The 21,904-nt window shown below is 71.2% G+C and carries 11 protein-coding genes; 7 read left to right on the top strand and 4 right to left on the bottom strand.

Annotated features, from left to right (window positions below):
• Positions 1-59: 59 nt before the first annotated feature.
• Positions 60-2,927 (top strand): helix-turn-helix transcriptional regulator, encoded by a 2,868-nt coding sequence (locus tag OG403_RS03790; RefSeq protein WP_329561404.1) that lies wholly within the window; start codon positions 60-62, stop codon positions 2,925-2,927.
• Positions 2,928-2,957: 30 nt separating this feature from the next.
• Here OG403_RS03790 and OG403_RS03785 read toward each other — a convergent pair whose 3' ends face one another.
• The gene (locus tag OG403_RS03785) at positions 2,958-3,731 is read right to left on the bottom strand and encodes a DUF1266 domain-containing protein (protein WP_329561402.1); all 774 of its coding nucleotides are present in this window, start codon (positions 3,729-3,731) and stop codon (positions 2,958-2,960) included.
• Between the two features lie 378 nt (positions 3,732-4,109).
• Entirely contained in the window at positions 4,110-4,424 is a 315-nt protein-coding gene (locus OG403_RS03780) for a hypothetical protein (RefSeq protein ID WP_329561400.1), read from the bottom strand.
• Positions 4,425-4,724: 300 nt separating this feature from the next.
• Here OG403_RS03780 and OG403_RS03775 point away from each other — a divergent pair, with 300 nt between their 5' ends.
• Complete coding sequence (locus tag OG403_RS03775) at positions 4,725-5,423, top strand: GNAT family N-acetyltransferase (protein ID WP_329561399.1); 699 nt, start codon at positions 4,725-4,727, stop codon at positions 5,421-5,423.
• A gap of 122 nt (positions 5,424-5,545) precedes the next feature.
• Here the strand turns inward: OG403_RS03775 and OG403_RS03770 are convergent, their stop codons facing one another.
• Both OG403_RS03770 and OG403_RS03765 read right to left on the bottom strand, forming a co-directional pair.
• The gene (locus OG403_RS03770; RefSeq protein WP_329561397.1) at positions 5,546-7,048 is read right to left on the bottom strand and encodes a SufS family cysteine desulfurase; all 1,503 of its coding nucleotides are present in this window, start codon (positions 7,046-7,048) and stop codon (positions 5,546-5,548) included.
• Positions 7,035-8,444 (bottom strand): family 2B encapsulin nanocompartment shell protein, encoded by a 1,410-nt coding sequence (locus OG403_RS03765; protein ID WP_329561396.1) that lies wholly within the window; start codon positions 8,442-8,444, stop codon positions 7,035-7,037. Before OG403_RS03765 ends, OG403_RS03770 begins: the two co-directional genes overlap by 14 nt.
• Before the next feature lie 664 nt (positions 8,445-9,108).
• Between OG403_RS03765 and OG403_RS03760 the strand changes: the two genes are divergently transcribed.
• From OG403_RS03760 to OG403_RS03740, 5 genes are all read left to right on the top strand, one after another.
• Complete coding sequence (locus tag OG403_RS03760) at positions 9,109-13,083, top strand: DUF6603 domain-containing protein (RefSeq protein WP_329561394.1); 3,975 nt, start codon at positions 9,109-9,111, stop codon at positions 13,081-13,083.
• 38 nt (positions 13,084-13,121) lie between these two features.
• Positions 13,122-15,317 (top strand): hypothetical protein, encoded by a 2,196-nt coding sequence (locus OG403_RS03755; protein ID WP_329561393.1) that lies wholly within the window; start codon positions 13,122-13,124, stop codon positions 15,315-15,317.
• 12 nt (positions 15,318-15,329) lie between these two features.
• Positions 15,330-19,328, top strand: coding sequence for a discoidin domain-containing protein (locus tag OG403_RS03750; RefSeq protein ID WP_329561391.1), 3,999 nt, complete (start codon positions 15,330-15,332; stop codon positions 19,326-19,328).
• A gap of 22 nt (positions 19,329-19,350) precedes the next feature.
• The gene (locus OG403_RS03745; RefSeq protein WP_329561389.1) at positions 19,351-20,439 is read left to right on the top strand and encodes a hypothetical protein; all 1,089 of its coding nucleotides are present in this window, start codon (positions 19,351-19,353) and stop codon (positions 20,437-20,439) included.
• 283 nt (positions 20,440-20,722) lie between these two features.
• Entirely contained in the window at positions 20,723-21,820 is a 1,098-nt protein-coding gene (locus OG403_RS03740) for a hypothetical protein (RefSeq protein ID WP_329561388.1), read from the top strand.
• Positions 21,821-21,904: the final 84 nt, after the last annotated feature.

Genomic DNA, 21,904 nt, shown 5'->3' with positions numbered 1-21,904 from the left:
AATCGCACGGTGCGGGCCGCCAGACGGGGGCGTCGGTCGCGACGACTACTGTGCCGTTCATGTCTGACGATCTGTGGGGTCACGCCGCGCTGCCCGAGGTTTCACCGGCGCGGGCGGGTCGGACGGACGGTCTCCCGGTCGGCCGCGCGGGGACGCATACCTGTGCGCTCGCTGCGGTCCGCGAGGTGGCACCACTGCCTGGTACGTCGGCCGCCGGGGCTCCCGCGCTGGTCGGTCGGGAGGCCGAGGTCGAGCACCTGCGGGCAGCACTGGGTGAGCTGGCACCGGGTGAGCTGGCACCGGGTCGGGGACGGGCGATCGCGCTGGTCGGGGAGCCGGGCATCGGCAAGAGCACGCTGATGCTGGCAGCGACCGCCCACGCCCGGGCTGCCGGCGTCCGGGTGCTCGCGGCACACGGTCAGCAGGCGCTCGCCCCCACGCCCCACGACGTCCGTGCGTCGACGGACGGCTGCTGCGATCTGCACGAGCTGGTGGCGCGGGGTACGACCACGCTGGTTGCCATGGACGACCTGCATCAGCTGGCGGCCGACCGGATACCGGGCGTGGAGCAGTTGCTCCGCACGGCCGCCACCGGCCCGGTGCTCTGCCTGCTGGCCTACCGGCAGCGCCAGCTCTCGCCCGCGCTGGCCGCCGTGCTCTCCCGCGCCGCGTCCACGGGCCGGCTCGAGGTGCGGCACCTGGGAGCGCTCTCCCGCGACCAGGCCCTCGAACTGCTCGGCGACCACCGGGATGCGGAGCAGGTCCACCGCGCGTGCCTGGGCAATCCGCAGTACCTCAAGGTCCTTGGCGCCAAGGGCGAGCCGAGCGCCGACGCCGCCCTGGCCATCCTCGGCGAGTTGGCCGACCTGGATCACCGCGCGCTCGCCGTGGTCCAGGCCGCGGCGGTGCTCGATGAGCCGTGCCAGCCGGAGCTGCTCGCCGCGGTCGCCGGTCTGGAGCTGGCCGCGGCCATGCGGGCCTTGGACGCCCTCTCCCGCCTCGACCTGGTCCGGCCGACCGACCCCGCGCCACAGCTGATGCTGCGTCACCGCGCGGTCGGCGAGGTCGTCTACCGGCGGCTCGGACCCAGCCGCCGGCTCGCCCTGCACCGCAGCGCCGAACGCGCGCTGGCGGAGCGGGCCGCGCCCATCGCCCGGCGCGCTCACCACATCGTGCGGGCCGCCGACCCGAGCCGGCCGGAGCACCTGACGACCCTGATCGCCGCCGCCCGCGACTCGCTGCACAGCTCGCCCGCCGCCGCGACCGAGTACCTGCAGGCCGCGTTGTCGCTGCTCGACGAGGGCGAGCCGCACTGGCACGAGGCGCGCGTCCTGCTCGCCCAGGCCCGGCTGCTGACCGGAGACGCGCCGGAGAGCCGCGCGCTGCTCGATGCCATGCGGACCGCCGGACCAGGCCGGCCGCCGCACCGGAGCAGTGCCCCGACCGCGCTGGCCGACGCCAGCCGGGTCGAACGACGGCTCGGTCGCTTCACCGAAGCCGGAGCCATCGCACGCGCCGGGCTCGCGGCTCTGGCCGACCAGGACTCCGCGACGGCCGCCGCCCTGCACGCCGAACTCGCCGACTACAGCTACGACCTCCAGGACTTCGCAGCCTCCCTCCAGGATGCCGAGACGGGCGCGGCGATCGCCCGCGGGCACCATGACCGAGTGGGTGAGGCCAACGCCCTGGCCCAGGCATCCCTCGCCCACCTGTTCACCGCCGACCTGGCCACCGCCCTGACGACAGTGGCCAGGTCGGCCGAACTCGTCGACGCCACTTCGGACGCCACGCTGCTGACCAACCTGGAGGCCGTGTACCAACTTGGCATGACCGAAGGGATGTTGGGGCGGTTGGCCGACTCCGAGCGGCATCTCGACCGCGGTGCGGCGCTGGCCCGGCGCACCGGGCAGACGTATGCCCGGCCCATGATGCTGATGAGTCTGGCCAACACTCAGCTGCGTGCGGGGAACCTGCGCGGCGCACGGGCGACCCTCGACGAGACCACCCCGCTCGTCGAGCGCGCCGGCAACCCCGCGACCCGGGCCGGCCTGGCGACGTTCCGGTCCGAGTCGCTGCTCTGGCTGAACAGCGCGGACGACCAGCAGGAGGCCCTCGCACTGGCCGATCAGGCCGCGGCGATCGCCGACGGAGAGACACCCGGGTGGGCCGTCGGCGTGCGCTGCCTCGTCGCCGGCCTCGTCCTGCTCACCGGAGATTCGACGCGCGCCGGCTGGCTGCTGCTGGACGCGGCGGGTGGCACCGACCTGCCCCGGCTCACCAGTTGGCGCCGACCCCGGTTCTGCGACACCTTGGCGCAGGTGGCCCTGGCCGAGGGCGACCTGGCCTCGGTCGAGCACTGGGCGCGGCTCGCGCAGAGCTGTGTCGAACAGCTCCCCTCCGCGAGCCGACTGGGCTTCGCGCTGCGCGCGCGCATGCGGGCCCACGCCATGCGGGGGGAGACCGAGTGGGCCCTGGACAGCGCGCAGCAGGCGATCGCGCACTTCGCCGCCGGCGGTGAGCGCATCGAGGTCGGCCGGACCCTGGTCATGGCAGCCGCGCTCGCCCTGGACGCGGGATCCGCCGATCAGGTGGCCGATCGGCTGGACCGGGCGGCGCTGCTGGCCCACCAGTGCGGTTCGGCCCGACTGGCCGACGAAGTCGCCCAGCAGCGCGGTCGGCTCGCCCCGCACTCCGCCGGGACCAGGACCCCGGGATCCGGCGGCGCGCTGGCCGTGCTCACCGCGCGGGAACGGGAGATCGCCGTGCTGGCCAGTACCGGGATGACCAGCGGCGAGATCGCCGGCACCCTGGTGCTCAGCGTGCGCACCATCGACAGCCACCTGGGCCGGATCTATCGCAAACTCGGCGTGCCCAACCGGACGAGCCTCACCCACGCCGTGCTCGGTGCGACCCCCGACCCACCGTGACAGCGCGCACCGGGCACGACGGGCGGCTACCTACCAGGCGAGCCGGGTCCAGGGGCTGTCCTCGCGGGTGAGCAGGCGCTCGGCGTTGAACTGGAACGTCGAGACATCCCGGGAGATCTTCTCCGCGTCCGCTCCTCTCATGCCCATCTGCCAGAACGCGCGCCCGAAGACGAAGCCACCGTTGAACTCCGTCCAGGACGTGTGCTCGGCGCGCGCGAGCTGCACCGCCTGCGCGATCGCCGCCCAGGCCTCGTCCGGCTGGATGAAACCGGCGTCCAGGAAGAGCCGGCTGACGTGGACCACGCGGGCCGCGTCCCAAGCGGCGATCGACGTCGGGTACTGCTCGGGAAGGTTGCGCTTCACCTCGTAGATGGTGTTGGCGTAGCCGCCGAAGTGGCGCACCACGTCATCGGCGGCGAGCCCGTGCCGGAGCGCCACCTCGGGCAGCTCCTGCGCCCCGCGCCGCTGGATGGCGACGTACTCGCCGCGCTTCTTCGCGCTCCCGAGCTCCTCCAGGTACGGACGCACCACCTGGTAGATGCCCCGGTGCCCGGTGCTGATCAGGTAGCGGTAGGTCTCCCGGGCGGACTCCGTGTCCACCACGCCCCACGGGCCCCGCAGCACCTTGGCGGCGGTCTTGGCGTCGGCCTCCATCGTCAGGGCGTTGATCGGCAGATCGCCCTCGGACGCGTACACCGCACCGAGCGCGAGGCCGCGTTCCTGCTCGGTGGTCAGCGCCGGTGCGTCGGCCAGGATGTTGTAGTCGAACGTGAAAAGGCCCTTGAGCGAGCCGAAAATACCCATGCGTTGCGTTTCTCCGCGTTCAATCTGTCAGGGGTCGGCGATGGCCGGACACCGGTTGATGGCACGTCAGTTCCGGCGGAGCGCTTGAGTGGAACCCGCTTCGACGCCGTACGGCAATGCTCCCGGAGATCGCGCGCGGGGGCATCGGTAGAACTACGTAACCGTCCCCTGACCTGGCCGCACCGCGTCACTCGCGTGGGCTGGTCTGCTGCACCTCGCCCTGCAGGTTCGCCGACAGGTAGGCAGAGCCGTACGCGTCCTTGACGTAGCCCTGTGACGGGCCGGCCGTGGGACGTGCCGGCCGTGGTCCTGACCCGCACCGGACCTGCACCCCCCGATGATCACGAACCTGGGTACGGCCCGCCGGGGTTGGCCCCGCTACGACGCGCTCAGTTCCCGCTGCCGGGCCTCCAGCGCCTTGGCCAGCACCTTCGCGCGGAAGGGATTGGCCGCATCCAGCGCACGGGCCACCGCCACCGCCTCCTCCAGCAGCGCCAGTCGCGCGTCCGGCAGTTGGTGCAGCCGGTGCGAGCGGCTGGCCTCCACCAGTACGTGGGCGAGCTTCGAGCCGTGGGCCGCCGGGTTGACCTGGGTCAGCACCCGGTACACCCACAGCGCGTCGGGCCCGCGCAGCACGCGCCGATCGGTGCTGAGCAGCTTCATCCTCGCCCGCAGCACGAGTTCCTGATGCATCGTCGCCCCCTCTGTTCCCCCACTGCCCGGGTTCACCGCCCGCCGGTGGCGGGTCAGCACGACGTCCGTGGCGGAGCCCGGTGACAGGCGCCGACACGTGGGTCGGGGAAGTGGATGACGTCGAGTCTGCGGTTCGCGGCGGTGCGGGGACAAGGGCGGAACGGAGTGCTCCTGGTCCTACCGCCACGGGCGCTGAGCAGGCATGATGGAGTCGACACGCTGCCGCCGGCCGGTGGCGGAGGGGTTGGCGCGGGGGAAATCCGGGGGCGTCGCCGCAGTGGCCCGTGTCAGGATGCCCGGGTGACCACTGATCATCTTCTGCGGCGGGCTCAGCGCCTCTGGCTGGGCCTGGCCGAGGCGCCCGCCGACACGACCCTTCCCGCCGTGCTGGTGTCGCCCGACTCCGGTCTCTGTCCGCCTGGTTGGGTGGGCGTGGTGGTGCTCGGCGGCGACGCACTGGTCACCGCGCCCACCGAGGCGGCGGCCGACCTGGTCCGTACCGCGCTCGCCGACGCCGACCCGAGCGAGCTCGGCGGGGCCCTGCGGGCGACCCGGACCCTCGGTCCGGCCACGCTCGCCTATCTGGCACCGGGCGATCTCCGCCCGCAGCACGGCGCCGAGGTAGCCGAGTTGACGGCCGACCATCCGGCGGTCCGGCAGCTGCTGGCCCGGGTGAGCGAGGAGGACGCCGCCGAGTGCGGCCTGGACCGGATCACCTCGCCCGCCTTCACCGTGCTGGACGGCGACGGCCAGGTGATCGCCGCCACCGGCTACCGCGTCTGGCCGGGCGCCGCCGCCCACCTGTGCGTGCTGACCGATCCCGGCCACCGCGCCAAGGGCCTGGCCCGCAGCACCGCAACGGCGGCTACCGCCCACGCGCTCGCCGCCGGCCTGCTGCCGCAGTGGCGCGCCCGGGTGCCCGCCTCCCGCCGGGTCGCCGAGCAACTCGGCTACCGTGAACTGGGGATCCAGCTCAGCGTCCAACTCCCGGACGCCTGAGCCGCTTTGCACCCTCGTCTGCGGCACGGCGCCCGCTCGGCCCGAGGGGGCGGAGCGGGCGCCGAGGCGACGGGTCAGGGTCGGGGTCGGGGTCAAAGCGCCAACTCCCGTGTGACTTCCGCCTACTGGGACTGAAGCTCGTGCAGGGCGGCGACCAGGGCGTCCACGTCCTGCACGGTGTTGTACAGCGCCAGCGAGGCCCGGACCGCGCTCTGCAGGCCGAAGGAGGCCAGCGCCGGCTGTGCGCAGTGGTGGCCGGCCCGCACCGCGATGCCCTGCTGGTCGAGTGCTCCGGCCAGGGCGATCGGGTCGGTTCCGGCGACCAGGAAGGTCAGCGCCCCGATCTTCCCCGGCGCCTGGCCGATCAGCCGCAGGCCGGGGACGGTGGCCAGGGCGGCCATCGCGTAGTTGGTGAGCTGTTCCTCGTAGGCGGTGGCGGCGGCCCGGTCCAGCCCGGCGAGGTAGTGCAGGGCCGCCCGGAGTCCGGCGACCCCGGCGATGTGGCCGGTACCCGCTTCGAGGCGGTGCGGGATGGGGGCGTAGGTGGTCTCCGTGAAGCTCACCGAGTCGATCATGTTGCCGCCGCCCTGCCACGGCGGCATGGCCTCCAGCAGCTCGCGCTTGCCGAAGAGCACGCCGATGCCGGTCGGCGCGAAGATCTTGTGCCCCGAGAAGGCGTAGAAGTCGGCGTCCAACGCGGTGACGTCCACCGGGAAGTGGCTCACCGCCTGGGCGCCGTCGATCAGCACCTTGGCGCCGTACCGGTGGGCGAGCGCGGTCATCTCGGCCACCGGCGGGACGGTGCCCAGCACGTTGGAGGCGTGGGTCAGCGCCACCAGCTTGGTCCGGGAGCCGAGCAGGTCCCGGTACGCGTCCTGGTCGAGCTGTCCGTCGGGCAGCAGCGGGATCGGCCGGATCCTGGCCCGGCGCTCGGCGGCGATCAGCTGCCAGGGCACCAGGTTGGAGTGGTGTTCGGCCGCCGAGACCAGGATCTCGTCGCCCACGCCCAGGTTGGCGCGACCCCAGCTCTGCGCCACCAGGTTGACGGCCTCGGTCGTCCCCCGGACGAAGACGATCTCGCCCTGGTCCTGGGTGCCGAGCAGGTCGGCCGCCGCCTGGCGGCCCTCCTCGTACACCTGGGTGGCCTGCTTGGCCAGGCTGTGCGCACCGCGGTGGACGTTGGAGGTGCCCATCGAGTAGTGCTCGGCGACCGCCTCGACCACCTGGCGGGGCTTGAGCGTGGTGGCCCCGTTGTCCAGCCAGACCAGCGGACGGCCGTTCACCTCCCGGTGCAGCTGCGGGAAGTCCCGCCGGACGGCCTCGACGTTGAAACCGCTCGGCGGCGTCGACGGGGGTGTGGTGGGCGCGGCCACCGCGGGTGCCTCGACCGGCTGTTGCGCCAGCCAGTAGCGGGGGCCGGCGGCCGCGTGGGCGAGCGCCGCGGGGACGGGCGAGGAGGGCGGCTGCGGAACTCCGCCGAGACCGCTCGCCCCGGCCGTCGGTGCGGTACTCGGCGCGGCACCCGGCACGGCTCTCGGTGCTGCGGCTCCGGCAGCCGACTCGACTGGTGGGGCTGCGAGTTGGCCCACCCGCACGGTGTGCCCGAGTCCGTCAGGAGTAGTCATAGTAGTTCGACACCTCGACGTTCTGGAGGACCGCGATGGCGTCGTCCACCAGCGCGGCGGTCGAGAAGTAGCTGGTCACCAGGTAGGAGGTGATGGCCTGGTGGTCGACACCCATCGCGCGCACGGCCAGCCCCGGCTCGACCTCGTCGGGGACCTTCGCCGGACGCAGGCCCACCACGCCCTGATCGGCCTCGCCGACCCGCATCAGCAGGATGTTGGTGGTCCCGGGGGCCGACTCGGACGAGCCCTTGAGGTCCAGCTTGTCGCTCGGCAGCAGCGGCACCCCGCGCCAGGTCAGGAACGGGCTGCCGAAGAGCTCCACGATCTGCGGCGGCACCCCGCGCCGGGTGCACTCGCGCCCGAAGGCGGCGATCGCCCGGGGGTGGGCGAGGAAGAACGCGGGCTGCTTCCAGACCCGGGCGAGCAGTTCGTCCATGTCGTCCGGCGTCGGCGCGCCCTTTCGGGTGCGCACCCGCTGGCCGGGGGTGACGTTGTTGAGCAGCCCGTACTCGGAGTTGTTGAGCATCTCCCACTCCTGGCGCTCGCGCAGCGCCTCGGTGGTCAGCCGCAGCTGCGCCTGGACCTGGTCGATCGAGGAGTTGTAGATGTCGGAGACCCGGGTGTGCACCTTCAACACGGTCTGCGCGATGCTCAGTTCGTACTCGCGGGGGTTCTCCTCGTAGTCCACGAAGGTCTGCGGCAGCACCGGCTCGCCGCTGTGGCCGGAGGTCAGGTCGATCGGGTGCTCGCGGTCGGCCGGGCCCTGGCCGTCGGCGGCGTACGCGTCCAGCTTGGCGCGCAACGCGGGCTCCCGGTCGGCCAGTTCGGTCAGCGTCCGGCGGTCGAGGGAGAGCACGGTACACGGCGTGGACGCCTTGACCTGGTACGCCAGCGCCTCGCCGCGGACCCAGGCGGCGACGTCGAAGAAGTCCCCGTCGCCGAGCACCGCGAGCAGCGCGTCCTCGCCGTACTGGCCGGTGGCGCGCTTCTCGGCGCGGCCGAGCGCGATGATGTGCAGCTGCCCGGCCGGCGCGTCGGCGTCGACGATGACCTCGCCGGCCCCGACCTCGCGCTGCGTGAAGCCGCCGGCCAGCGCGCTGAGCACCGGACTCTCCAGCTCGCTGAGGAAGGCGATCTCGCGAAGGTCCTCGGCGATCACCCGGGTGGCACCGCTGCCGTCGGCGTAGGTGCTGATCAGCCCGTCGCCGAGGATGAACCCCCGGCGGCGGTTGACCCGGTAGACGCCGGCCTCCAGGTCCACCCAGGGCAGCGCGCGCAGCAGGTAGCGCGGGGTGATCCCGAGCATCTGCGGCGCGGTCTTGGTGGTGGTGGCGAGGTTCCTGGCGGCGGAGGTACTGAGGCTCTGCTGGTTCTGCTGAGCGGTCTCGGTGGTCACGGTCGGCCCCTTGTCGTCGACTTGAGCTGATGGAGCGTCAAAGTGCTTGGCGAGGAACGGAGATGTGATCCCCGGATGCTCGCCGGGACGATTGTTGCGGCCGTGTTGCCGTTGATCCAGGCATGTTCGATTGGGTCGGGCGGGCCCGCTGGGCAGCGCTGGTGGGCCCGCCGTGAAACTCACTCGAACGGGTTAATTGAGCCATAAGCAGGGGTGATGTGTTCGAAAGATTATCTTGGGATCAGTCCCGATTGGCCCTGATCGGCCGGGAAGACGAGCCCGGCTGGTCGAAGCGGGAGTGCATCGACTTCTCGGGCCGAGAAGTGTCGAATTCGGCCACACGAACGGCGAAATGTGGCCGTGTGGCGTCAAACGATCACCAAGTGTGATGTCATCGATTCCGGTCGGGCGACGGGGCCCATGACGGTGGCGTATGCCCACTGCGTGGTCCTGGCGCGGGACCAACTCGCCGTGGTGGGCCGGGCGGTGCTGATCGACTTCGTGGGATCTGCTTGAACTTCCCTAGCTGTACGAGCTGTTGAGGCCGACGCCGGCTGTCGGATCGCTGACGGTGACGGTGCTTCGCCGGACCCAGGAGCAGGCCGGCGAGCCGATCCTTCCCGGGTCACACAAGGACCTGTCGCACAAGTCGAGGAGGTAGACAGTGGCCGAGCGTATGAAGCTGTTGCTCAAAGGGCGCGGTGGCTATCCGTTCGCGGATCCGCTGGTCAACCGCAATCCGGACGACCTTGACCAGTTGCAGCCGGCCGGGGGGATCAAGCTGGCGCGCCATCACGTGATCCCGTTCGAAACGCTCGTCAAAGCATGGAACGCGGCCATCGAGAACGGGTACAACGTCAAGGGGTCCGCTCTCAGGGGCGGACTGGAGGAGTTCGCCGACACGGTGGTCGGGAAGCTCGAGACCCTGGACTACACGGACCAGGAGAAGCTCAACTTCCCTCGCATCAGGGAGTTCGTGGCTACGTTCAAGGACCCGGATTCCAGCTATGGCTCTGACGGCATCACGCTGGACGGTCTGGACGACATCCACAGCATCCTCACCTGGATTCCGGGAAACCTCTTCGTCGGCCCGGACAACCAGAACCGGACCGACGATCCGGGCCCGAAGGCCGAAAGCGGCAGCGCACGGATCATCGGCCAGGAGACGCTCACCAAACGGACTGAGGCCTTCGCCAGGCTGGACCGGTTCAGCAAGAAGCCAAAGGGCGCGGGGATGGAACGCGACGGCGTGGCGGGCATCAAAGGCCTCATCGAGGCTTTCACCCCGGACCGGGTATGGCCGCTGAAAGCCGCCGACTGGGCGAAGGACGGCGCCAAGTACTACGTCCGGCCCGCTGGAGCCCTGTCCGTCGCGGTGGCGGAGCCGCCGGCCAGCGCACCGGCACTGGGCATGCCACAGGGGGTTGATTTCGTCGTCATCGGTGGCATCCGGCTGGATCTGGACACCTGGTCCGATGAGAGCGGCTACGTGCTTCGCGGGGTGACCGCGGAAACCGTTCGGATGGCTGACCTCCTCGATTGGTTCGGCGAGAACTGGGGCGTGGCGGGTGGAATCCCGGAGGGCCTGCGGAGTTTCGACCTGCAGTACCTGACGATCGAGGTGCTGACGATCCCCGGCGGCCCGGAGGAATGGGAGTTCACCGCAGCCACCGAAGTCCGCCTCGGCGACACGGTGATGGACCTGCTCGTCTGCTTCCGGCATTCGACCCCGGCCGGCGGCGGGGCCTCGACGTTCTCGCTGTCCGCGGATGCCGGATTCACCGCCGCTGTCGAAGGCACGGACACCCGGCTGTGGTTCAGTGGCGCGATCGCCAAGACAGGCTCAGGGGCCTGGGAACTGAGCGCTTCGCTGGAGAGCAACGGCCAGGATCTGACGCTGGCGCAGCTGGCCGCCGCCGTCGGAATCGATGTCCCCGCGGACCTGGAACCCTTCGTTCCATCGTTGAGCTCGGCGTCGTTCGCCTATCGCCTTCCCGTGGGGACCGCCGCGGGGTCGCTGGTGGTGTCGGCGGTCGTCGGCCGGGTGGGGGTGGTGGTGGCGTCGGTGCCCGAGGGCACCGGGTCGGCGGTCGCTCGGCTGGTGGCGGTCCGAGGGGCGGTGGGGGCCCGGGCATCCGATCTGCCTCTGGTGGGCGAGAGCATCCCTGCGGATCGCGATGTGGTCGTGACGGGAGTGCAGTTCTGCTACGCGGATCGCGCCTGGCCGGTCGGCCAGGTCCGGGCGCTGAACGCCGTGGTCGCGGGCTTGCCCGGGGCCGCACAGGGACTGCTGCCCGTCCTGTTGGACGAGGCGCTGCAAGGCGGCCTGCTCATCTGGGGGTCGCTGACGATGGGCGGCCAAGCGCTGGCGCCACTGGTCTGGAGGCCGAACAGCACCGGGGCCGCTGCTCTGCCGCAGGGCTGGATCGATGACCCGGCGCCGCTGGACGCGTCCGAGGGCGCGGTCGTGCTGGGACGCGAACGCGCCGCTGTTGCGGGGCGGCAGCGTAGCGATTCAGCCCAGGAGCTGGATCAGGTCTTCGGGCCGGTGCGGATCCGCCGGGTGAGCCTGGGCTACGCGAAGGGTCGGCTGTTCGTCGCCTTCGACGCGACTCTCACGCTCGGACCGGTGGCGCTGGACATGATCGGCCTGGGCCTGGCGGTGGACCAGGACTTCACCGTCACGCCGGTGCTGGCCGGGGCGGGGGTGCGGATCGCGGTGCCGCCGCTGAAGGTGACCGGCGTGCTGGAGGTGCGTCAGGACCCGGCCTACGAGATCTACATCGCTGGCCTGGTGGCGGTGGAGGCCGGGTTCTTCGCGATGCAGGCGGCCGGCAGCTACGCCCGCAGCACCGGCGGTTGGGCGTCGGTGTTCCTGTTCGGCGAGGCGGCGGCCAAGGGCGGGGTCGCGCTGTTCGGGCCGCCGGCCTTCACCGTCACCGGGCTGTCGGGAGGCTTCGGCGTCAACAGCTCGGTGCGGGTGCCGAAGATCGAGGAACTGCCCGTCTTCCCGCTGATCGCCCGGCTGGACGGTCGCCCGGAGGCCACCCCCAAGGAGATCCTGGACGCGCTGACGGACTGGGTACGCCCGGCGGACGGCCAGTACTGGGGCGCGATCGGCGTCCAGTTCACCACGTTCAAGTTCATCGACACCAAGGCGCTGGCGCTGGTGGAGTTCGGCCGCGAGCTGAACGTCATGCTGCTGGGCCGCACCTCCATCACGTTCCCGCGCAACGCGGCCCCGGGAAAGAAGGTGCACGCGCGCCTGGACCTGGACCTCAAGCTCGCCTACCAGCAGTCCCAGGGCCTGCTGTCGCTGGACGTGGCGGTCGGCGCGGGCTCGTTCATCTTCGACCCGGCCTGCCGGCTGACCGGCGGGATCGCGGTGTACGTGTGGACCGCCGGGACGAACGCCGGGGACTTCGTGCTCAGCGTGGGCGGCTACCACCCCACGTTCGAGAAGAACCTGCCCGAGCGCCACCCGCACTACCCGAGGCCGGCCCGGCTGGGCTTCACCTGGTCGCCGGACAGCAAGATCATGGTGAAGGCGGAGGGCTACACCGCGCTCACCCCCGGCGCGTTCATGATCGGCGGTCGGCTCGCCGCGACCTACACCTCCGGTCTGCTGTCCGCGTGGTTCACCGCGTATCTGGACGTGCTGATCCAGTGGAACCCGTTCTACCTGGAGATGGCGCTGGGGATCAGCATCGGCGTGGCGTTCACCATCAAGGTGTGGTTCGTCAAGGTCCGGGTCTCGATCTCGGTCGGCATCAACCTGGCGCTGTGGACGCCGCCGTTCGGCGGCCGGGTCACCGTGAAGGTCTGGTTCATCTCCTTCAGCTTCGACATCGGCTCCAAGCGCGACCAACCGCCGGTCGCCAACTGGTCGGAGGTCCGCGCGCAGTTGCCCGCGCCGCTGGCCATCACGCCGGAGCAGGGCCTGCTGGCGGACGTGGACGCGGGTGAACTCGCGGCCCGCCGCGCCATCGAGGCGGCGGTGCTGGTCTCCGGCGACGGCTTCGTCTTCACCACCGAGTCCGCGCTGCCGGCCACCCACGTCTACCTCAACGACGCGCTCAAGGGGACGGCGGATCCTGCCATCGCGATCCGGCCGATGCGCCGGACCGGGGTGACCTCCGAGCACCGCGTCACCCTCTGGCGCAACAACGGGAGCCAGCCGTTCACTCCGGTGAACTGGACCATCACCGTGCTCCGCAAGGACGTGGCCAGCGCCCTGTGGGGCGCGCCGCTGAACAAGCCCGGCGACGCGCTGGACGAGGACACCCTGCTCACCAAGCGGCTCAGCGGGCTGCGCTTCGAGGTCCCGGGGCCCGTGCTCGACCCCGACGCCAAGACCGGCCCGATCACCTCCCAGGCCCTGGGCGTGGAGAAGGTGAACCCGGACAGCAAGTTGACCGGTCGGCCCGGCCAGACCGCCGGCCCCGCCCCCGCCACCGCTTCGGGAAGCATCGGCACCATCGCGCGCACGATCGGCGTCAAGCAGCTCAGGCGCGACGCCGCCTACGCCGCGATGGCCCGCCTCGGCGTGGCGCCCGGCGCCAACGGCCCCCGCGCGAAGTACGCCACGATCGCCGCCGACACCCTCGTCCGATCGCCGCTGCTCACCGCGGCCAACTGACCACCCGCCACCGCCGGCCACCGTCCGAGGGGATCCACGTGCCGAGCCTGCCCGAGCTGGACATCACCTTCCACGACCACCTGCTGCCCGCCATCACCGCCGGCACCTACCGCGTCGACGTGCGCCACGTCCTCAAGGACGCCACCGGCGAGATCGACGGCCCGGCCAACTCGCCGGACAAACTCCCCACCACCAGTGAGGAGTTCGAGGTCCGGGCGGTCCAGTACGTGCTGGACCCCTCCTCCGTGCACGCCGTCTTCCCGGCCCCCGGTGGCTCCGGCGACTACTCCCTCGTCCTGCCGCACATCACCCTCAACCGCTCCATCCTGCCGTGGGAGCGCGAGCCGAAGTGGTCCCGGGTCGAGGCCCGCGCGCCCTGGCTGGCCCTGATGGTCTTCCGCGAGGGCGAACTGCCCGAGGACCCCGACGCGATGGGGCTCGCCACCTCCCGCACCGTCGCCCAACTCAAGAGGCCCACCGAGAGCGGCGTGCTGCCCCCCGCCATCGGCCCCCAGGCCGAGGAGATCGAGGCGAGCACCTGCCGCACCATCGACGTCCCCGTCGCGCTCTTCCGGCAACTGATCCCCACCGAGGACGAGCTGTCCTACCTCGCCCACGTCCGCAAGGTCGAGAAGGCCCAACGCCGCTTCGAGGGCGAGGTCCTGACCGAGGGCGACTACGCGGTGCTGACCGCCAACCGCTTCCCGTGCGTCGGCGGCGCCTACACCGTGCACCTGGTCTCGCTGGAGGGCCACGACAAGCCGCTGGCCGGCACCATTCCCGGCGACAAGACGCAACTGCGCCTGTGCACGCTGTGGACCTGGTCGTTCACCAGCGACGAGCACGCCCACTTCGACGCGGCCGGACTGCTGAAGAACCTGGTCGCGCCCGGCAACAGCACCGACCCCGAGCGGCTCACCCTGCGCCTGGAGCCCCAGCCGACGAGCGGCTCCGACCCCGAGGACACCTACGTCAAGGAGCGGTTGAAGCTCGGCTACGTCCCCGTCCCGCACCGCGTGCTCTCCGGCGAACTCGGCTACGCCTGGTACCGCGGCCCCTGCACCCCCGTCACCGCCCCGGAGGTGCCCGCCACCCCCGGCGACCACACCACCGCCGACCACCTGCTCATCTACGAGGAGGACCACGGTCTCTTCGACGTCAGCTACGCCGCCGCCTGGACGCTGGGCCGGGCGATCGGCCTCGCGGACCCCGACTACGCCGCCGAGGTCACCCGCGCGCGACGCGAACTGGCCAACCAGGCCGCAGCCATGATGAAACTGGCCGGCGACCCGGCCCGCTCCGCCCGCGCCGCCCAGGCCGGCGACCCGGTGCCGCGCCGCGGCCTGGACTGGCTGCGCACCCTCGCCGAAACCCCGCTGGCCGAGGCGCTCGCCGCACCGCCCGTCGACCCGCTCGACGTGCCACGCCGCGCACCGCGCATCACGCTCACCCGCGCCGAGGCCCGCGCCACCCTGTCCACGGCCGCCGCCCGCAGCGCGCTGCGGGCCACCGCCGACGCGCGCACCGCTTCCATGCCCAACTGGCTGGACCGCCTCGGACTGCTGCGCGGTGTGCCCTTCCACTACCTCGTCCCGCACCCCGACATGCTCCCCGACGAGTCGCTGCGGGTCTTCGCGATCGACGAGCAATGGGTCGACGCGCTCATCGACGGCGCCGCCGGCGTCGGCATCCACAGCTCCATGGACCAGCGCCTCAACGACACCCTGCGCGCGGCCACCACCGCCCGCAGCACCGGTGCCCGGCCCAAGGCCGGACTCCTGCTGCGCTCCCAACTCGTGCCCGCCTGGCCCGACATGATCCTCATCGCCCGCCAGGGTACGCGCGACCTGGCCGAGCTGCGCCGCGCCCACCTCGCCCCCGACACGCTGCTGATCCTCTTCGCCGAGCTGCCGGACTCGCTGACCATCCGGGAGCCCGGCCAGGGGATCCACTTCGGCATCGACGACGAGGGCGTGCTCGGACTGCGCCAGCTCACCCCCGACACCACCCCGGCGCTCGGCGCCTCGCTGGGCCGCGACTTCCCCGACGACGGGACGAGCGTCTTCGACCGCTTCCTGCGCCGGGGGAGCGAGGACGTGCTGAACCTGCTCGGCACCGACGGCCTGGTCCCCGCGCTCGCCCGGGCGCTGGGCAAGCAGACGCTGCGGCCCAGCGAGTTCGCGGTCCAACTGGTCAACGCCCCGCTCGAACAACTGCTGCTGCCCCGGCCGTAAGGAGCCCACCCGATGAGTGATCTGATCGTGCCGGTGCGCGTGCGCACCCTCCAAGTCAACGACAAGGTCAGGGCCGGCGACCTGTTCACCCGCTGGTACCCGAACTTCGACGCGATGATCGAGGAGAACGGCATCGCCGAACCCGGCCCCGGGCAGAGCGACCAGGGGGTCAGCCCGGACGACGACGGCCTGCACGTGCAGTGGGAGCTGCCCGAGGCGCTCGCCCGCGGCCACTACGACCCGGCCACCGGCGAGACCACCTTCCCGCTGGTGCCCAACCGCTGGCTCGTCGTGCGCTACCACCGCTCCCCGCTGGGCGTGCGCAAGGCCACCGGCTGGGTGGTGCACTCCGACTACCTGGAGGAGAGCGACTACGCGGGCAGCCTCGGCTACGGCACCACCCGCTTCGCCACCACCCGCAGCCCCGGCGGCGGCGAGACCGATCCGCACACCGACTGGATCGGCCGCCACCACAAGCTCACCGACGCTCCGTGGACCGAACCCGAGGGCGCGCCCCGCAAGCTGTTCCTGACCGCGGTCGGGCCCGGCCTGCCGGCCTTCGCCGCCTTCGCGATCTACCACAAGGACGTCTTCCTGTTCCACGACACCCTGCAGGACATCAAGCACGAGGACGACCCCGACGAGGTCAACCTCTACCCGCCGGACACCGAGCTCAGCTACCAGGTGATCGGCTGGTACTCCGACCCCGCCTCGGACATCCTCGCCAAGGCCGCCGAGATCCCCGGCCTGCTGCCCGAGGGCGTCAGCGGCGTGCGCGAGATCCTCGCCGCCCTGGGCTGGGCCGCGCCCGCCGGCGCGCCCGACCCGCAGCGCACCCTGTACGCCGGGCACAGCCTCGGCATCCCCTGGCGGCAGCTCAACTTCTACCCCCAACCGGACGCCCGCCCGCAGCCCCTGCACCAGACCGTCGCCATCGGCCACAGCACCGCGGACGCCGCAGCGGCCCTGGTGACCCGGCAGACCAACCCGCGCACCGGCGACCTGGTCAGCGCCCTGTTCGGGGGCACCATCGACACCTACGGCACCGTCGAGGGCGAGACCGACCTGGACGAGGCCACCCGCCGGGCCTGGTTCTCCGGCAGCGACGGCGGCCACGTCTGGGAGATCGTCGCCCGGCCCAGCGACGAGCCCGTCGACCTGCCACCGGTGCCCGCCTGGTTGGCCGAACTCAACGAGGCCCAGGCCCGCTACGACACCCTCGCCCCCCTGCTGCGCGACGCCCAGTCGCGCCTGTGGACGCTGTGGTGGCTGCTCGGCCAGCCCGGCGAGCACCCGCCGGGCTTCGATGCCGCCGCCACCACCCAGCTCGCCCCGGGCACCACCGGCAGCCTCGCCGCCCAGGCTCAGACCCTGCTCGCCCAGACCACCGCCCTGCTGGCCGGCCTCCCGCACGGCCTCACCCCCGAACTGCAGCAGGCCGCCATCGACGAGGAGGCCCGCAAGCGCGGCCTGCCCTCGACCCTGGAACTCAGGCGCCTCGCCCGCGAGCCGTTCTACCGCCCCGCCGACCCCGTCGTCGTCATCGAAGGCACCGGCGCCAGCGAACCGCTCAGCCGCGACGAGGACGATCCGCTGCCCTGCCGTATCGCGACGGGACTGCTCACCTCGATCGTCATCAACGGCACGCCGGTTGAGGTGCCCACCACCCCACTCGTGCCCGACCTGCGGAACCTACCGCCCGCCTGCGCGGCGCTGCTCGCCGAGTGCGACCTGCTCGACCAGGCGTACCGCACGACCTCGGGCACCACCAACGCCCTCGCTGCCGCGCTCGCCGACCCCGCGGGCAAGCTGCGCGGCACCCTGGCCGAGTACACGGCGATCTGGCAGCAGCCGTGGGCCCCGATGTACCTGCAGTGGGAGCTGCACTACTGCCCCACCCCGTACCACAGCGACAACACCGACCACTGGACCTTCAAGACCACCGACAAGGGCACCGACTACCACTGGAACGGCACCGGCGCCCAGCGCAGCGGCGAGGACTCCACCGGCGACGACCAGATGCGCTGGCTGACCTTCGCCAGCCGCTGCTACCTCGCCCCCACCGTCTCCTACGTGCTGCGCCGCCAGATCGAGCGCTACCTGGACAGCTATCCCGAGTCGGAGACCGTCGGCCTGCGCGCCCTGCGCGAGGACTACGAGAAGCTCGACCTGCTCTCCCAGACCCTGGACGGCTTCAACGACTGGCTGCTGCAACAGGACGGCGCCGCCCGCATGTTGCCGGCACCGGACGAGGGCTGGCGGTTCGGCGACCCGCAGTCCGTCCCCGCCGCCGGCGCCTTCGGCACGACGCCCCCGGACCGCTTCCAGCCGGTGCGGGCCGGCCAGTTCTACTTCCGCGACCTGCGGATCATCGACCGCTTCGGCCGCGCCTGCGACGCCACCAACCTCCAGCAGCAGAACTACCTGAAGCTCCCGACCGCCCACGCCGACAGCGTGAAGCCCGACAAGCCGCTCTTCGAGGGCGTCGCGGCAGCCGACCGGTTCTTCCAACTCCCGCCCCGCCTGCTGCAGGACACCCGGATGCGCTTCGCACCGGTCCGCTCGCGGGACGGCGCCCGCTACACCGCCGCCGCCCCGGACCCGGCCATCGCCGCCGAGACCCCGGTGGTGGGCTGGTTGCTGCTCAACCACCTCGACGAGACCCTGCTGGTCTACGCCCCCGACGGCGCGCCGCTCGGCGAGCTGCGGGTGGTCGGCGACGGCACCCGCACCGCCTTCAACCCGCTGCCGCACGCTCCCTACGCCGGGCCGGCCGACTTCGTCGAGGTGTTCCCGGAACTGGCCGGCCTGATCCTCGAACTGACCGAGCGTCAGCTGCCCGCCGCCTTCGAGCGCCTGAGGGACACCATCGACACCACCCTGGACACCATCACCGACCCCAGCGTCCAGGAGGACCGCACCCCGGCCCGCCTCGCCGGACGTCCTGTCGCCCTGATCCGCGCCGAACTCGGCATCGAACTCCAGGGCCCGCCACTGACCAGCTCCGGCTGGGACGCCCTCAAGCCGCCCCCCGAGGACTACTACCCCGGCTACGAGTGGCCGATCAAGCTCGGCGACCCCGAGCGCCTCACCGACGGGCTGATCGGCTACTACGCCAGCAGCACCGGGCCCGGCGGCGTCACCGACTACACCCAGATCAACGCGGTCGCCCCCGCGCCCGGCGGCAGCGACTACGTGCGGCCCATCGGGCACGGCCACGACCTCGCCCTGCCCGCCCGCCCCGGCGACGAGTTGGTCACCCATCAGCTCACCCTGCTCGCCGACCCGCACACCGCCGTGCACGCGACCACCGGCATCCTGCCCGTCGCCGCCCTCGGCCTGGACGCCGACCTGGTCCACCAGGCGCTGGCCCGGATCCGCGTCTCGTTCCGCCTCGACCCGCTGCTCGCCCCCACCCGGGCCGGCGAACAGGAAGTCACCTCCCCGCTCGGCGCCGCCGACGGCTTCCCGCTCGCCAACCTGCTGGACGGCGACGTCAGCACCTACTGGCTCAGCACCGAGCAGGTCAGCGCGGGCAGTTGGGTGCTGGTCGACCTCGGCGAACCGCGCCGCGTCGACCGCGTCGACCTCTACCCCGGCGACCTCACCGGCCGGAACACCACGCCGGCGAGCGTCCTGGAGTACTCCGATACCGCCGCCGATGGCTCCTGGGCCCCGCTCGGCGACTACCCGGCGGGTGCGGAGATCCACCACGACGCGGCGGTCTCCACCCGCTATCTGCGGCTGCGCTTCACCGGCGCCCTGGCCGCCCCGGTGGCCATCCGCTCCTTCGCCGTCAGCACCGACGCGCCCGGCAGCGGCCTGGTGATGCCCCGCCCCGCCGCCTGGCACGGCGACTGGACCTGGGCGGAGCCGTACGTCACCGCCGGCCCGGTGCCGGACTGGGGCGAGCTGCCGATCCTCCAGGCCGACAGCGCCGACCACCCCGACGACCCGATCCCGACCGCGCGGGCCGGGTACCTCCAGCTCCGCCCGGCGCCGGGCGCCTGAACCCTCGGAAAAGGAGGACCTCGTGACCGTCTACACCCGTTCCGCCGACGGACTGCTCAGCTACGCCCTCGTCACCAGCCCGACGGACCCGCTGAACGCGAGCACCGACAAGGACCCCGTCGTCGGGCGGCTCAACATCACGGTCGGCCGGGATGTGACCGCGGCCGCGTACTGTCGGAAGATCACGGTCAAGATCCCGATCGGCGCCGGCGCCGCGGAGTTGACCACCGTCAACACCGACGACATCAAGCAGTCGGTCACTGGTGGCACCGCGCCGGATCAGGGCAACGGTTGGACCGCGACCGCCACGGCGGAGGGCAACAAGCGGGTCTTCACCTTCACCCCGGGCCGGGCGCCGCAGTTCACCGGGCAGTGGGCGGTGACCCTGGTCATCTCGCAGATCCCGATCAACAAGGTGGTCGGCAAGCCGGTCATCGAGGTCATCGAGGAAAGCTCGCCCACCAACGGCAACTTCACCGCGAAGACCACCACGATCGTGGTGGACAAGGCCCCGCCCGGGTTCCTGTTCCGTAACCTGCGTCCGAGCAAGATCATGGTGCCGAACGGTGATCCCGTCACCCTCACCTGGGAGGTCCAGAACGCCCGTTGCACCATGTACTGGGACGACCAGCCCGGCGCGGACGTCAGCAAGGAACCCAGGTGGACCTCGCCCGCGCTGCACAACACCACCGCGTTCATGCTGCAAGCCGTCTCGGCCGAGGACGCCAGCTTCATCCACACCCTCACCACCGCCGTCACCGTGGACAAGCCCGACCTCGAAATTCGCAACCTCGAAATTGGAGGAATTGCGAAAATCATGGCGGGAGGCGTCGTGCACAGTCTCACGGTTACGATGAAAGAGCCGAAGACCATGCAGTTCAGTACGGATGGAATGATCTTCGGGAATAGCAACAAGGGGCACGAGTTGGAGTTCGCGGTCCGACGTTCGGCGGGAAGCTACACGCTGAACTTCGGAAAGGGTGAATATTTCTGCTTTCCGGTGCCTCAGGATGCAGATGTTGTCGTGAAAACGTCACCCATGGGTGGAAGTGGGCCGTACCCCAGTAGCACGTTCTTCTTTGTTCCGTTCGGATTCGGTGGGCCAATTTGACCGGGATGCATGCGGCTGCGGTCGACGTGCGGCGCATCTCCGCACCTGTCGGTAGGCGTGACTGCGCGGTTATCTCACCCTGCCTTGATCCGCCGCCTGGCACGGTGACTGGACCTCGGTCGAGCCCCACATAGCTGCTGGCCCGGTGCCCAACTGGGGTGAACTGCCCGTCCTCCAGGTGGACAGGGCCGCCCACCGGACGACCCGGTCCCCAGCGCCCGTGCCGGCTACCTCCAACTTCGCCCCGCTCCAGGCGATTGAACCTCCGGACAAGGACGACAGCATGGCCATCCACGCGACCTCCGCCGATGCGTTGCTCAGTTACTCGCTCGCGACGAGTCCGACGGATCCGTTGAACGCGAGTACGGACAAGGATCCGGTCACCGGCCGGCTCGATATCACGGTGGGCCGGAACATGACGACGGCCGCGTACTGTCGGAAGATCGTCGTGAAGATCCCGATCGGTGCCGGTGCGGCGGAGTTGACCACGGTCAACGACGAGAACATCAAGCAGTCGGTCATCGGTGGTACCGCGCCGGAGCAGGGCGGTGGTTGGACCGCGACCGCCATGGCGGAGGGGAACAAGCGGGTCTTCACCTTCACCCCGGGTCGGGCGCCGCAGTTCACCGGGCAGTGGGCGGTGACCCTGGTCATCTCGCAGATTCCGATCAACAAGGTGGTCGGCAAGCCGGTGATCGAGGTCATCGAGGAGACCTCGCCGACCAACGGCAACTTCACCTCGAAGGATCCGGTCCGGATCACGGTGGACAAGGCGCCGCCCGGCTTCCTGTTCCGGAACCTGCGCCCGAGCAAGATCATGGTGGAGAACGGCGAGGAGGTCACCCTCACCTGGGAGATCCAGAACGGTACCTGCGTCCTGTACTGGGACGACCAGTCCGACCCGGACGTCAACAAGGAACCCAGGTGGGTCTCGCCCAAGTTGCACAACACCACCGGCTTTATGCTCCAGGCGACTTCGGCCGAGGACGCCAGCTTCGTCCACACCCTCACCACCGCCGTCATGGTCAACATGCCGGACCTCGAAGTTCGCAACCTCGACATTCGCGGCGACGTGACCCACCGGGGGACAGCCTCCGCATTGGGCTGGCACGGTCTGTCCGCACCAACTGACCAGTGGCCCAAGGCGGCTACTGCGCCTACTGACGGGCTCCTCGAGGTCAAGGTCAACTCAGGGCGTCTGGAGCTGTCTGTCTACAAACCCGGCGGCGGCGGGCGCACTTACGTCATTCCGGAAGACACCAACCCCCGAACGTTCCCGATCCTCAAGGGAGGGAGGGTGGAGCTGAAATGGATCGGTGCGGTAGGGGGTGCATTCGTCGACTGGTACGGCTTTGGGGGAGAACGCCTGCCGATGCCCTGATGAGCGGCTTGGTTCAGATGTGAACCAGATAGCCACCGCCCGCGCCGACCACTTCCAACTCGACCGCTCCCCAACACAGCTGAA

Source organism: Kitasatospora sp. NBC_01266, assembly GCF_036242395.1.
GTDB lineage: Bacteria > Actinomycetota > Actinomycetes > Streptomycetales > Streptomycetaceae > Kitasatospora.
Note: the sequence above shows the minus strand (reverse complement) of the source record. Positions and strands in the feature narration are given on the sequence as shown.

Coding starts and splice junctions, on each gene's coding strand:
- OG403_RS03785 (WP_329561402.1), bottom strand. CDS start 3,731: ATGGGTATTTTCGGCTCGCTCAAGGGCCTTTTCACGTTCGACTACAAC.
- OG403_RS03790 (WP_329561404.1), top strand. CDS start 60: ATGTCTGACGATCTGTGGGGTCACGCCGCGCTGCCCGAGGTTTCACCG.
- OG403_RS03770 (WP_329561397.1), bottom strand. CDS start 7,048: ATGACTACTCCTGACGGACTCGGGCACACCGTGCGGGTGGGCCAACTC.
- OG403_RS03750 (WP_329561391.1), top strand. CDS start 15,330: ATGAGTGATCTGATCGTGCCGGTGCGCGTGCGCACCCTCCAAGTCAAC.
- OG403_RS03740 (WP_329561388.1), top strand. CDS start 20,723: ATGGCCATCCACGCGACCTCCGCCGATGCGTTGCTCAGTTACTCGCTC.
- OG403_RS03780 (WP_329561400.1), bottom strand. CDS start 4,424: ATGCATCAGGAACTCGTGCTGCGGGCGAGGATGAAGCTGCTCAGCACC.